The 15,938-nt window shown below is 28.4% G+C and carries 7 protein-coding genes; 1 reads left to right on the top strand and 6 read right to left on the bottom strand.

What is annotated here, in order from left to right:
* Positions 1-311: 311 nt before the first annotated feature.
* Together EHF_RS02300 and EHF_RS02295 are read right to left on the bottom strand one after the other, a co-directional pair.
* Entirely contained in the window at positions 312-4,625 is a 4,314-nt protein-coding gene (locus EHF_RS02300) for a hypothetical protein (RefSeq protein WP_156928263.1), read from the bottom strand.
* A 453-nt stretch (positions 4,626-5,078) separates the two neighbouring features.
* Positions 5,079-7,358 carry an AAA family ATPase gene (locus EHF_RS02295; RefSeq protein ID WP_044194741.1) on the bottom strand — a complete coding sequence of 760 codons (2,280 nt, stop codon included), beginning with the start codon at positions 7,356-7,358 and terminating at the stop codon, positions 5,079-5,081.
* A 159-nt stretch (positions 7,359-7,517) separates the two neighbouring features.
* On the opposite strand from EHF_RS02295, the gene EHF_RS02290 reads away from it, so the two are divergent.
* Positions 7,518-8,177 (top strand): TerC family protein, encoded by a 660-nt coding sequence (locus EHF_RS02290; protein WP_044194738.1) that lies wholly within the window; start codon positions 7,518-7,520, stop codon positions 8,175-8,177.
* Positions 8,178-8,195: 18 nt separating this feature from the next.
* Here the strand turns inward: EHF_RS02290 and rbfA are convergent, their stop codons facing one another.
* From rbfA to EHF_RS02270, 4 genes are all read right to left on the bottom strand, one after another.
* Entirely contained in the window at positions 8,196-8,543 is a 348-nt protein-coding gene (gene rbfA / locus EHF_RS02285) for a 30S ribosome-binding factor RbfA (RefSeq protein ID WP_044194737.1), read from the bottom strand.
* A complete protein-coding gene (infB, locus tag EHF_RS02280; RefSeq protein ID WP_052349274.1) occupies positions 8,540-11,077 on the bottom strand; it encodes a translation initiation factor IF-2 in 2,538 nt (845 codons plus the stop codon). The genes rbfA and infB overlap by 4 nt, the downstream gene beginning before the upstream one ends.
* Before the next feature lie 22 nt (positions 11,078-11,099).
* Positions 11,100-12,653: a transcription termination factor NusA gene (gene nusA, locus EHF_RS02275; protein ID WP_044194734.1), complete on the bottom strand. Its 1,554-nt coding sequence runs from the start codon at positions 12,651-12,653 to the stop codon at positions 11,100-11,102.
* A gap of 166 nt (positions 12,654-12,819) precedes the next feature.
* Positions 12,820-15,918 (bottom strand): efflux RND transporter permease subunit, encoded by a 3,099-nt coding sequence (locus EHF_RS02270; protein WP_044194732.1) that lies wholly within the window; start codon positions 15,916-15,918, stop codon positions 12,820-12,822.
* Between the last annotated feature and the right edge of the window lie 20 nt (positions 15,919-15,938).

Genomic DNA, 15,938 nt, shown 5'->3' with positions numbered 1-15,938 from the left:
ATTTGCTCCAGTATTACTCTTCCTTTAATCACCTTTTTAAAAAGTGCTAATTATCATGAAAGAGATAGTATTAATGCAATACATAATTTATACCATAATATCTTATCAACAATGAATACAAGTATATAATGGAAAACCTTTAGGTGAACCAAGAGTCATCATTAAAAAATGATATCAAGAAACCTACAGTATAATAAAAAGTAAGTTGAATACAAAATTCTAATACAACTTATAAAATCAATTCTAGCACACTGTATCAGAATAGAAAATTATTCTATAAAATAAACTTTAATCTCAACATACATTCGTTATTATATACTAACAGTAGCCATTTCATGTTGGGATCTATTTTCAGAAGAACATAGGATAGCACTGGGCTGCTGTATACTATCATCAATTTCTCTTAGATATTGAACATTACTTCCATCTATAGAATTATCCATAAATTTTTTAATCACTTTATATAATTGTAATCTACGAGCATGTGACATTTGTTGTTCTTTATAGATACCTGTCTGGTCTTCTAACCTATTCATGTCTTCTCTATGCATTAATGCTACCATTACATTACTTGAACAGGCTACTTTTGCTCTTACATCATCTTCTAAAATCTTCATCAGATCATCACATATAATTCCATTATCTATAAGCTTTCTCTTTATCAATCTCACATTAATTAAATCTCGAGGATAATATATTGATTGATCTAGTAACCTTTGCACACTTCTACTTACTTCTTCATTAACTGCTGCTCTTGATTCTAAAACCAGCATTTCTTGCTGATGTATTTGATCGTTTAAGTTTGCAATCATATGCCCTTCCACATAAAATTTCTTTTCAATTATATGATAATTTAATAAGTTAATAAATGATAAGAAATGAGTGACATATGTATTCAATCCTAATTTTTCTTCACAGTTTTTACTTCGTGATAATACATCTGATAGCATATTAGATAAATCACAATTTTCTAAAAAGATATCTTTCAAACTTTCATATATTTCTTGAATTTTTTGCTCAGCATCAGGTATCATTATTATATTGTCTTGTCGTAATATGCTTTGTAAATCTTCAAGACTACTTTTTATTTTTGAATATAATGTTGTCATTTTTCTACATTCATCCGCTGTAAACCCTTTATCTTCATGCAAAAGATACGGATTATCCACAGTGTCAGTGTATGTTACGATAATATCATCTACAAACTTATTCAGTTTATCTTGATATTGACTGAGTTCTTTATCTTTAGTTTTACAAATACATGTTTTCAATTGGGAAAAAGTTTCATTCATATCATCTAATGATGCAATATTCTTTAAATTTTTACACAGTCTTATTTCTTTCTCAGTTAAACCATCTGATAAACGGTCTAATAATTCATTAATTATTTCTTCAGTATTATTATCCTCTTTTTCCAATTCTAAAACATAACCTTGTAATTCTCTTAATTTACCAAAATTCTCAAGTTCTTCAGATATAAAACTATCGGCTGTTATTGATAAATTAGAATTATCATCTAAAGACTTCAGTGTTTCATTTATTAATTCTATAAATGAAGTCTCATTACATTTTTTAGTATCTATAACTCCTCGTATCATATATACAGTTTCTTTATATAACTTAACAAATTTTGTCCGCAAGCATTCTAGTACATTAAAAAAATTAGATAAATCATCAAGTACACTCAATTTCTCTTTAACACTCAACTGATATCCAATACTCATTAATTTTCTAGCCAGTGTAAGTGATGTACTATCTAATTCGGATCTTTCAATCTGTTTTGCTTGCAATTCATTTGATAATTTAGAAATATTCTTTAAACCACTAACTATACGTTCAACATAATGCTTTTCATCATCTGAAAAATCCATATGATTTTCTAACTTAGATAATAAATCATTAAACTCCTTCTTCTCTATATAACATAAAAGTTCTGATATATTTTCCTTATGGCTAGCATCATATAATAAGCCAGATAGTACTCCAACAAACTCCTTTATTTGATTCATTACATTTGTATCTTCTTCTATTATCAACAGCTCATTAACCTGATCTATTATTTCATCAATCTCATTTTTTAGTCTAAGTAATTCAGATTCTATTTTATCACTTTTTAGAAACACTACTTGCAATTCGTTTGTTACAGGAAGACGTGATTTTCTTTCTTCTTGAATTTCCTTTTTTAAATTTAACAAATTTAATAATTGATTATTCACTGAAAAATCTTCTTGCAAGCAGCATAAACTATTTATTAGTTTTCTTACTTTTTGTTCTGGAATTTTGTCATCATCAGACAATAATTCTGATACCACCTCTATTGAACTGATAACAGAATTAATTTCCTTTATGTGCTCACTAAACATTAACTGCTCATTCTGATCATTCAGGAATATTAATTCCTTTTTTAATCCTTCTAACCTATCAACAAAATCAATTTTTATTCCTTCAGATAGAAATCTTACAACATTTGAATCCATTAATATTTCATTTCTTTTATCTTTAAAGACACTCAAACATTCATTAAGAGATTGCTGTTTTATCATGAGTTGATCTGTCATTCTGCTATTAAGTATGCTAAAATCTATTTTTTTTGTAGATAACAATTCCAAAAGTTTTACTGAGTCTTCTTGTCGACTTAATTCATCTAGAAAACCATTTCTCTCACCTTCTGGAATATCTAATAAATCTAAATAAGATGATCCATCCTTTATTAGAAAAGTTGCCTCACTTAATTTTTGTAATCTATTCAATAAAGAGTCAATATATGTGTATTTGGAGCCTAATGCTCCTAGTTGCTCATATAATATATAACTGTGTTGTATACTTTTTTCTAGATTACCCCAACATGAGTTTATTTTATATATATCAAGTAATTTTAATTGAGCTTCTTCAATCTTATTGTGATTTTGCTCTAAAAACCGATATCTTGTATACAGAATGTCATACACCTTTTGCAAACCCGGCAACCCTTTACTTAGCAAATCTGCATGCACAATATTATTATCTTTTTCCAGTATTCTTTCTTGCTCAGAAAACGCTGTTTGTGCACTTTCTAATAAATCAACATAACATTTTAAATTATCATATAACGAATATAATAGAACATTTCCTGTAGGATCATCCAGGTCAAACATAAATTTTTTAACTATATCTTGCATATATTGTAATGATTTTAATGATTTTATTTGATCTTCCTCTTCCTGAAATAACCGTTCACATAAACATAGAATTTGCTGCTTTATATCTGATAAAGATTTTCCTTCAAATTCTAAACTGAAAGACCTACCTCTGAAATGCAAGTCTAATGACGCTTGCACTTGAATAACTTTTTGAGACATATTAGCTGGTAAATGCACTAAAATATGATCCTTAACTTCACTAAATTTTGATCTAAGATAAGACACAATTTGATCTATTTCTGCGTAAGGACCATCTTCTGAACTCAGTTTCTGCTTTTTTTGAATCAAATTTTCTAATTCTTCTTTTGCTCGAATTAAATTAATAACCTTTCTACTTATCAATGATGCTTGAGGTAATTCAGATTGCATATTATCAATGGCTGTCACTTCAACTGTGTTTAATGAATCTAATTCTTCTACTATCTCTTGCATAACTGAATTACCACATAGCGTTATCCTATCAATCTCACTTCTTGGTGGTTGCATGCTTATTGAGTTTTTAAATTGATCAATAGTACTTCCCATACCCATTCTTCTATAAAAAGTAACCATACTTGAATATTCTGCATCTAAAAACCTCCCTAACGAATGTTTGGCTTTTTTTAGACTATTAATACATCCATCATAGTATATATAACGTAAAACTGATTTGTTTATCCAATAGTTAATACCGACATACGTACATAAATCAGATTTCGATTTATTAAATAAAGATATTTCAGTCTTTAAAACTACCTGACAATCAAAATCATATACCCTTTGACAATATTGAACAAATGACACTTGATGATCTGTTTGTAAACTTCCAATTGCACTCAATAAAGCACTTGCTGATTTAAAAATATATGTTATAGATGGTACACAATTAATATAAATCATTGCAGAGCTTAAATTAGGCTCAAATTGATTAGAAATCAAACTAGAATCAACTTTAAACTCACTTAAGTAAGAACAAAAACGATTATGTGAATATCTTTCATATTTAATATGTTTTATAAAACTATCCTGTGCATATTTGACATCTTCACCATATTTCCAATTCTGCATATTGAATTGATCTACTAAACTATTTGATTGTTGCAATATCTCTATTTGCCTCTTTTGCATAGTTTCCAAATGCTTTATCTCCCTATCATATTCTTCTAAAATTGACTGATTTTGTTGTGTTCCTACAGTACAGTCAATAGAAAGATCTTCAAGCGCTGACTTCTTTAATTTTAATAATTGTTTTATAGATTGTTCAAAATCTTCATTTAACTCAACCTGAGGTAATTCTACTTTTTCCTCATGCTCTTTTCTAAATAAATCTCTTAATAATTTAACTCTAGATTGATAGTTATCACATAAACGTTTACAGCCAAAAGCTAAAATAACAGTTACTAAAAATGAAGCTAGAAGCCCTGTTACCAAGTTACCAATAGCAGTATCTTTCTTGAAAAATACCATAGCTAAATATGCCACTAAAAGCATCAGTAACATAAAAAACGCAATATAACTTATAGTTAAGTTATATTTAGATAATCTCTTATTAAAGTTTAACATCTTTGGGTTGTTTTTAAATAAATTAACTGAATACTAACATCTATTATTTTACTAATCAAGAATAAATATTAAATTTTTAATATCATAAGTTTACTGTTTCTAATAAATTAAAAAATAATATATTTATTATTTAAAATATAAATTAACCAATATAGTTACTAATATTTCCATTCACACATTAAGTAAAATAATTATTAATAGCTCTATCAAAGCTATTATGATAGATTTTTAGCAGTTAAATATTTGTATATCTAATACAACTGACCACATAATAATCTTTAGAAAAATAGCGTATATAAAATATACACCGTTTTATATATCTATTTGATATTTAATTAATGTTATTGATATATAAAATTATGTTTCCGCACAACAAAAATCATACACCAATTTATTAGTATTAATATCAAGTTTAATCTTTACATTTCCACCATTAAATAATCTGCCAAACAATATTTCCTCTGCTAGATATTTTCTAACTTTTTTAGAAATAATATTCTCTATATTTCTTACACCATAAGCATCACTATAACCAGATCGTGCAAAATACATTAACACATCATCAGCTACATCTATATGAACATTTTTCTTTGCTAACTGTTCTTTAAGCTGAAAGATAAATTTCTTTACTACAAGCAACATGACCTCTTGATTCAAAGATGAAAATGAAATTACAGCATCTAATCTATTACGAAATTCTGGACTAAAGATCTTTTCAATTGCTTTTTCGTTATCCCCATGGTTAAAATTTCTATTTCTAACAAAACCCATAGAATTTCTATTTAATTCAAAAGCACCAGCATTAGTTGTTAATATAATCACTACATTATGAAAATTCACCTTTTTTCCATAAGTATCAGTAACACATCCATAATCCATTATTTGTAGTAATATATTGTATATATCACTGTGAGCCTTTTCTATTTCATCAAGTAACAATACACTATACTGATGTCTTGAAATAGAATCAGTCAATAATCCTCCTTGATCATATCCTACATATCCTGGAGGAGATCCTATAATTTTAGAAACGGCATGAGATTCCATATATTCAGACATATCAAATCTTATCAATTTCATACCCATATGGTTTGCTAATTGTTTTGCCAATTCAGTTTTACCTACCCCAGTTGGCCCAGAAAATAAATAACTTGCTAAAGGTTTGTTATAATTTCTAAGTCCTGCTTTAGCAATCTTAATTGAATCTACAAGATGAGAAATTGCAAAATCTTGACCAAATATATTTTTTTTAAGATTTTTTTCTAAATTTTTTATTCTATCTAAGTCATTAAACGATAAATTACTACATGGTATCTCAGTAATTCTAGAAATTATATGTTCAATATCACTTCCAGTAATAATTCTATTGCCAGTATTATGTAACTTACAATATACTCCAGCCTCATCTATAACATCTACAGCTTTATCTGGAAGCATCTTTCCTGAAATATATCTATCTGATAACTCTGCAGCATATTTAATTGCTTGATTAGTATATCTAACTTGGTGATGTGATTCATAATAAGACTTTATTCCATCTAATATCCTTAATGTTTCACTAACTGAGGACTCTTCAACATTAATTTTTTGATACCTTCTAGCTAATGCTCTATCCTTTTCAAAATTATTATTATATTCCTTATAGGTAGTAGCACCTATACATCTCAATGTTCCTCTAGCTAAAGCAGGTTTCAGCAAATTACTTGCATCAAGTGACCCACCACTAGTAGATCCAGCTCCAACAATTGTATGAATTTCATCAATAAATAATATTGCATTTTCCTTTGCTTCTATTGCCTTAATTACAGATTTTATTCTTTCCTCAAAATCTCCACGATAGCGTGTTCCAGCTAATAATGCACCTATATCTAAAGAATATATTACCATTCTCTTTAATTGTTCTGGCACATCACCTTCTATAATTTTTAATGCTAATCCTTCTACAATTGCAGTCTTACCAACACCTGGATCACCAACATATAATGGATTATTTTTTCTCCTCCTTAATAGAACTTCCATTGTTCTATCTAATTCATATGACCTTCCTATTACATAATCTATTTTCCCTTTTTTTGCCGCTTCATTTAAATTTACACAATAACTATCCAAAGTTTCATTGTCTTTTAATATATCTTTATTTACATTACTTGCTGATTTACCATAATCGCTATATTTTACAAACTCTTGATCTACGTTGAATTCTCCAGCATATAAATTATTATTAGAAGTATAATTTAGAACATCCAAGTATTTTATGTTTTGTTCATGTAAAAAACATGCACTATAAGAATCCTTTTCTGATAAAATCTCAGCAAGAATATTTGCACCTGTTACTTCATTTTTACCAGAAGTATGAGCATGTATAATGGCTCTATGTATTAATCGTTCAAAAATAGCAGTAGGCTTAACTTCTGAAATACCTTTATCAATTAAAGTCGGTATTTCATACCTTAGAAAATTTATAATTGTAATCTTCAGTTTATCAATTGATACACGAAAAGCATAAAAAACACGTCTTGCATCTATGTCATCAGTTAAAGCTAATAAAAGATGCTCTAAAGTAGCATATTCATGATGAAAATCAAATGCAATTGATAGTGCTTTATGTAAACTAGCTTCTAGATTTTTTGATAACACTAATATCCCCAGTTCATAATTAAAAAAACTCTATCACCTAAGAATTAAAAATAAGTTGAAAATAAAAATACAAGCACTGTAGAATCAATAATATTCAATAGATTTTTAATATTATATGCATTAAATAATATAACTAACCATTCTAGAAGAATATCAGATATGGAAAATTATATTATTCAATTTCTAACATTGTTAATACTAGAGGTAATTTTAGGAGTAGATAATATAATTTTTATTTCACTTGCTGTTACAAAAATATCACCTGCATTACGTAATAAGGCAAAATATATAGGATTATCACTGGCACTGATAATGCGTATTGTTATACTATATGGAGCATCAGCCATACTAGCACTAAATAACCCCATTATTTCATTATTACAACTTAACCTCTCCCCAAATAATTTATTTATGATATTTGGAGGAGCATTTTTAATTTATCAGAGTTTATCTGAAATACGGCATGATATTTTCAATAAAAATGACAAAATCAATAATTTAAAATCAAATTTCTATCTCGTAATATTACAAATAATAATAGTAGATTTAATATTTTCTATAGACTCAATACTAACTGCTATAGGCATTACACATAATATTTTTATTATTCAAATAGTCTTTGTTATTTCTATCATATTTACAATTTTCTTTTCAAATTACATTATAAAAGCAATCACTACACATAGTAATATAAAAACTATAGCTGTCATATTTGTATTACTATTAGGTGTAATCTTAGTATTAGATGGAATACATATTAAGATATCACACAACTACCCCTATTTTATGTTTGCTTTTCCTATAATTACCGGGGAATAATTATAATAATAATGACACTTACTGGGATTCTAGTATTTGATTTATTCTAACTAAATTATCAAAACAATGATCTAATTTAAAATACAACCTAGGTATATATCTAAGGTCTACATAAGAAAATATCTCTTTTCTAATAAAATAAGATGAATCATTCAATTTTTGTATAATATCCTCTTTGTTTGAACAATTTTGAGGAACTACAATAAAAACAGTAGCATTTCTTATATCATTACTTACTTCCACTTTAGATACAGTTACTAAATGACTACTAACTAAGTAAATATCTTGCATCAATACTTTAGATACGGCTCTATTCAACACTGAAGCAACTTTTAAATTTCTAAAATTCTCAGATTTATAAATCATTTAATAACTCTAATTTCTTCTACTATTTCTAATACATGAATTATATCACTTTCTGGATATACTTCTTTTGTATAGTCCAACAAGATACCGCACTCAAATCCAGCAGTAACTTCTTTCACATCATCTTTAAAACGACGTAAGACCTTAATTTTTCCTTCATGAATAACATTACCATTACGGAGCAATTTAACTGACGCACCTTTCTTAACTAATCCATTTGTTACGTAACATCCAAGTACACTTCCTGCACTTCCAGAAGAAAATGCTTTCCTTATAGATAAAGTACCAACTTGTACTTCTTGCTGTAATGGCTTTAACATACTACTTAATATTTTTTTTACATCATCAATTATGTCATATATAACTGAATAATGCCTTATTTCAATACACTTTTGCTTTGCCAATTCTTTTACTTGCGTATCCGCTTTTACATTAAAAGCTAAAATTATAGAATTTGATGTCTCGGCTAATAAAACATCCGATTTCGTAATATTCCCTACACCTTTATATAAAACATTCAACTTTATATCTTCATGACCTATTTTACTAACTGAGTAGCATATTGCCTCAACAGACCCCATAACATCACATTTCAAAATCACATTTAATTCATCAATTTTATTGCCAATTAATATACTATTAGCATCCATTTTTGGCTTAGCATTTGCTTCTAATTCTGCATTAAATAATTCTTGCCTATAATTAATTAATTCACGTGCCTGCTTTTCAGAATCTACAACAATAAAACTAGCTCCAGAATTAGGTACATTATTTAATCCTAAAACCTTCACCGGCATTGACGGAATAGCAACCTTTTCACTTCTTCCATCACTATTAAACATATTACGTACTTTACCATATGAATTATGACCAACAACAATAATATCACCAGCTTTCAAAGTTCCTTTCTGTACTATTAAAGTTGCTATTACTCCACAATTTTTATCAATCTTTGACTCTATAACTACCCCAGATGCCCTAGTATTATAAACAGCTTTTAATTCTAATAGCTCTGCTATTAATAATATACTCGACTTTAATTGATCTAAATTTATCTTTTCTTTAGCAGACACAGGAACAACAATAACATCCCCTCCTAAACTTTCTGCTATTACCCCATAATTAAGTAAACTATTAGTAATTTTATCGATATTAGCATCGTGCTTATCAATTTTATTAACTGCAACTATCATTGCTACATTAGCTGCCTTTACATGATTAATTGATTCAATAGTCTGAGGCATAATACCATCATCAGCTGCAACAACTAATACTACTATATCAGTAACATTAGTACCACATGCTCTCATGGCAGTAAATGCTTCATGACCTGGTGTATCAATAAAAGTAATTCTTTTGTCACCATCAAGCATTATCTGATATGCACCTATATGTTGTGTAATGCCTTTAAATTCTCCATCCGCAACATTTGATTTACGTATAGCATCAAGCAATGAAGTCTTTCCATGATCTACATGTCCCATAACAGTTACAACAGGTGCTCTAGGAAGCAATTTTTCATCATTACCATCAGAATATAAATCTTCTTCTAATTTACCATCATTTACCAACTTAAAAGTATGGCCAAAAGCTTCCACAATTATAGAAGCTTGATCTGAATCTAAAAAATCTGTTGGCTTAACATCACGCTTTCCCATTTGAAACAACATATTCTGCACATCTTTTATTCTTTCAGACATATTACTCGCTAATTCTTGTAAAGTAATTCTTTTTTGTATTAGAACTTTGCGGGTAATCTTATTCTTTGTAGAGTTAACTGAACGATTTTTCTTACTTTTATGCACTTGAATGATATGTTTATTATTATCCTCTAATTCTTCTTCTATTACTAATTTTACATGCTTACTATACATGCTATTAGAAACTACTTTCTTAGGATTTCCTTTCTTTTCTTCATGTTCTTTCTCAAATTTCTTAAGCTTTTTCTCTTCAATACCCTTAGACTGTAATAAATCACTTATATTACTATCTTCAACTTGTTCCTGCTTACCTTCAACAATATTTAAAGACATTGAATCAGCATTATTATTACTTTCTTCAAGTACTTGTTCTATGTCTTCTTTTTCAACTTTTTCAGCAGCTTCTTCCTCAACAGTAACAGCATTACTGCCATCTCCTTCAGTACATACTGACTCTGTTACTTCAACACCAATAACTTCTTCTTTCTTAAGAATTTTATCATCAATTGTATCCTCTTTTTTCTCATAGACACTAGCATTTTGCAAAGCATTCATACGAGAAATTTGTTCTTGTATAGTTAATGAATTATTATGTTCACTACCTTGATAAGCATTACCATTTTGCAATATTACGGAAGCTTGTTCAAGATTATCAATATCTTTTCTCTTTTTACTTTTACGAACTTCTACAGTAGTTACAGACTTCTTTAAGGCAAATTTTGTACCCTGTTGTATATTCGAAGATAGTTTTAACTTATCACTAAGTTTGAGTGTTGTACGTTCAGTTTTACCTGACATCAACCCACCACCTACAACACCTTTAGACTCATTCATAGACAACTACCCAAAACAAAAGTTATAACCATCCTATTTTTTTACGAGACTCTAATATAACAGAGTCTACTTGATCTTTAGTCAATGTAATATCAGGAATAATATCGAAAAATTCATCTGTACATAACCCAGCAACATCTTCAAGACTTTTAATACCATTTTTAGATAACGCTATAATGTCACTTGGTCTTAAAAATGGTAGCATAGTAACATCTTTATCAACAGACAAACTATCTAAAATCTGCTTCATCTCAGCATCTTTACGCATTAAATAATCAGCTGCTCTATTCTTTAACTCTTCTGCAATTTCTTCATTAAACCCATCTATCGCAGAAATATCATTAATAGATGCTTGATCTATATCTTCAATACTAACAAACCCTTCAGTAAATAACAATTGTCCTATTATCTCCTCAACATCTAATCCCTCAACAAATATTTTTGAACCTGCACTTAATTCTTTTGCTTTTCTACTAGATTCAGTCTCATCTCCTATTACATCTATTTTCCACCCAACTAATTCAGATGCCAATCTAATATTCTGTCCATACCTACCAATTGCTAAACTTAATTGATTTTCAGGAATGATCAACTCTACTTTCTCTTTATCTTCATCAATAATGACTTTTAAAACCTCTGCAGGAGCTATAGCATTAACTATAAATTTAGCAAGTTCTGGAGAATATAAAATTACATCAATCTTTTCTCCATGTAATTCAGAAATAATACTTTGAATTCTCACACCCCTAGCACCAACACATGCACCTACTGGATCAATATTTTTATCAGAAGAAAAAACTGCAACCTTTGACCTTGAACCTGGATCCCTAGCTATTGCTTTAATTGTAACTATCCCATCATATATTTCTGGTATCTCTTGCTTGAACAATTGCTCCATAAAGCCTTTACTAATTCTTGAGAGAAATATCTGAGGTCCTGAATTTTCTTTTCGCACATCCTCTATATGAGCTTTTACTCTATCACCAACACGAAACACCTCACCTTTTATTAAATTTGAAGCTGATAAATAACCTTCATTACCATTTAAATCTACAATAACATTATTATATTCTATACGTTTAGCAGTGCCATAAACAATATCACCTATACGGTCTTTAAAATCTTCATATTGCTTTTTACGTTCTTCTGAAATAATAACTTGAGCAATCTTCTGCTTTGCAATTTTAGCAGAACTATAATCAAGATCAATAACAGGAAGAGGTTCCAACATTATATCACCAACTTCAACGTTCTTATCAATTTGCTTAGCTTCTGCTAAAGTAATTAATTTATATTTGCTTATATCAGAAGAATCTATTTCATTTTCCTTGCTTTCAGGAATAATAATATCACCATTATCATTAATAACTAGTACTTGCCTGTAAGTGGCTACTACACCAGTTTTTCTATCTACTGTGACTTTAATCTTACAATTTCCATATCTACTGCGACTAGTTAATTGAATGGCCTCCTCTATAGCCCTGATTATTACATCTAAATTTAAGCCTTTTTGATCAGCAATATCCTTAGCCACCCTTATTAATTCTAAGTTATCAAAATTTTGTAGATTAACCATAAAAACCCTTAGTAAAAACCTATGTACAAAAAACTAAGATTTAGTGCACCTGATTATTAAAAAATGACATATATTCAGATAAAACCGCGGTAGCAGTTTATATTATAACTACTATTTAAGTCAAGTAATTTCTCCCAACAGTAAACTTACTATATATACTGCAAATTTATCTAGTAGTTTTATCATATTTTCCAATCATAAGCAACGCGGGAGTAAAAAATAAGGTAATAGCAGTAGCTAAACATAATCCAGTAGCTATGGTATAAGATAACTCGAACCAAAGTTGACTTGATGGCGAATTATAAATAATTTGTCGATTAATAAAATCACAACTTATATGCAATATCATAGGAACTAATCCTATAATCCCAGTAACAACTGTCAATAATATTGGCCTAACTCTAGACAAAGCTGCTCTCATTATAGCATCTTTTTTACTACATGTAGTCTTCATATTAATATAAAATGCATCAAGAAGCAAAATATTATTATTTACTATTACCCCAGCCAGAACAATAACACCTACTCCTCCCATAACTACAGAAAAAACATGGCCTGTAATGAAAAATCCAAAAAATATACAAGTAGTTGACAAGAAAATAGCTGTTATAATAATTAATGTATCATAAATACTATTAAATTCAGTAATTAGAATCAGCATAATAAGTATTGTTACAATAAAAAATGCTTTTATTAAGAACCCTTGCGATTCTTCTTGATCCTTTATCTCTCCTTTTACTTCAACTGACACTTCTGGATCAAAATTATCTTTAAATTTTTGATTCAAAAAATTTATCATTCTCTTCAACAAATACCCTTCAGACAAATCAGCCACTACACTAACTGTTCTCATACCATTAATATGATTTATTCCACCCTCCTTACGTTGAGCTTTATGAATAATAAAATCACTGACAGCAGTATATCCGTGTGAAGTACTGACAAATAAATTACCTAATGTATTTAAATTACGATATTCCTTAGGAAACCTCATAATAATATCTACTTCATCATTAACATTATCTGGATGATAACTATTTAATAATATTCCTTCAGCTATCATTTTTATAAATTTGCCCATTATAGAAATATCAACACCAGATTTTATTGCTTTGTTTTTATCAATACTAACTTTCCATTCTATTTCTAAGGATGATCTATTATCCGTAATATTCTCAAATCCTAAAGAATTATTCATAATAGATATTACCTTATTAGTCATATCATTAAGTTTAGTTATATCATATGAGCTAATATCAATGCGTATTGGCTTGCCAATTACTGGCTTCATTTTTTCCTCTGTAATATTTACAATGATACCTTTTACATCTTGTAACTTACTTTTTATTTCGCTTAATATTTTTTCAGATTTCCTACGAACAGACCATTTTTTTAATTCTATTTGAATTTTCCCAATAATATTATCTACATCTAATGAATAATCAAATAAACCAGCCTTTATATAAATAAATTTTATATCACATATATCAGAAATTCTTTGCTCAATTTCTTGTAATATATCACTTCTTTCATGAACAGATAAATTATTACTTGCTCTTATAGTAATAAGTATTCTTTCTGAGTCAATACTTGGAAAAAACTCTATACCTGGACCAATTATAAAATATCCCAATGTAGAGACAAGTAAAATACTAACTATTACACAAATAAATTTTTTAGGATAATCAAGTACACTACTTAAAATTTTACTATAACCTTTAGTAAATTTTCCTAAATGTATAAAATTACCAGTACTCACTGCTACAATCTTTGCTACGCTTTTTTTATCAGTTACCGATGGCGTTCCAATAATAGCACCTAAAACTGGAATAAAAATCAAAGCCATAATCCACGAACCACTTAAAGTCGTAATTAATGCAATAGGAATATACTTCATAAATTCACCAGTAGTTCCAGGCCAAAATAACAATGGAATATACACCACTAATTTTGTTAAAGTAGCCGATGCAACTGGCCAAAACATATCATATGCAGCTTGCTTAAAGGCTTCTACCTTATTTAACCCACTAATCATTTTCCTATCTGCATATTCAGTAATAACTATGGCATCATCAACAAGCATTCCAACAGCCATAATTAAGGAAAATAAAATCACTATATTCAATGTATATCCTAGTAAATACATAATGATAATACCAAATAAAAAAGATCCTGGTATTGATATAGCAACTAATAACGCAGTCTTAATTCCCATAAATATCATCATAATGATCACAACTAGTAAAACTGACATCAAAATAGAATTTTGTAATTCATTTAAAATATCCGATATCTCTCCTGATTCATCTTGGAGATAAACAACTGATAAGTTTTTTGGCAATATATCCCCTAAATTATTTATAAGTTCTTTTACTTGAGATATAGTTTCAATAATATTTTTACCTGTTTGTTTCGATACCTCTAATACTAAACATGGATGATTATTTACTCGAACAAATTCTTTGTTATTTTGATAAATTGGTTTTATAGTAGCAATATCGCCTACAGTGACAACAGAATATCCATCCGTTTTTATTGGTATATTCATGATATCTTGTATATTTTTTAGAATACCTGGTAAATGTAATGTATACTTACCAACCATAGAATCCAAATTTCCAGCATTTACAAATTGATTATTATTTAATACAGCCATTATTACATCTTGTACTTGTAAGTTATAACTATTAATAACATCAGGAGAAATATTTATCTCAACAACATCTTTACCATTTCCAATAATTTTTACACTTTCTACATTAGGTAAACTTTCCAATCTAGATTGTAAATTATTTGCAATTTTAGATAATGTTCTATTAGGCAAATCACCAATTAAAGCTATACTTAATACTGGAAATAAACTGAAATTTTCTTCACTTATTATAGGAAAAGTTGCCTCTTGAGGCAATTTAGCACGTATTATATCTATTTTCGATCTTACATTTTCCAAAGCTTCTTTATGGTTAAACCCTACATTAAATTCCAATATTACATTTGCATAGCCGCTTTTAGCTATTGAGATAATTCTGTTAACACCTTTAATAGACTTAATTTCTCGTTCAATAGGATATACTAAAAACTTTTCTACATCTTCAGATGACATTCCTTGTAAACTAGTATGAATAGACAAAATAGGTTTTTTTATTTCAGGATTTTTTTCTTTAGGAATATAAAAATAGGAATAACAACCAAATATCAATATAATTACTAATAGAAATATTGATACTCTATTCCTTTGTAAGAATATTTCAGCAATCTTTCTCATTACTTAAGCCACTACAAATT

Source organism: Ehrlichia japonica (assembly GCF_000632845.1).
GTDB classification, from domain to species: Bacteria; Pseudomonadota; Alphaproteobacteria; order Rickettsiales; family Anaplasmataceae; genus Ehrlichia; species Ehrlichia japonica.
Note: the sequence above shows the minus strand (reverse complement) of the source record. Positions and strands in the feature narration are given on the sequence as shown.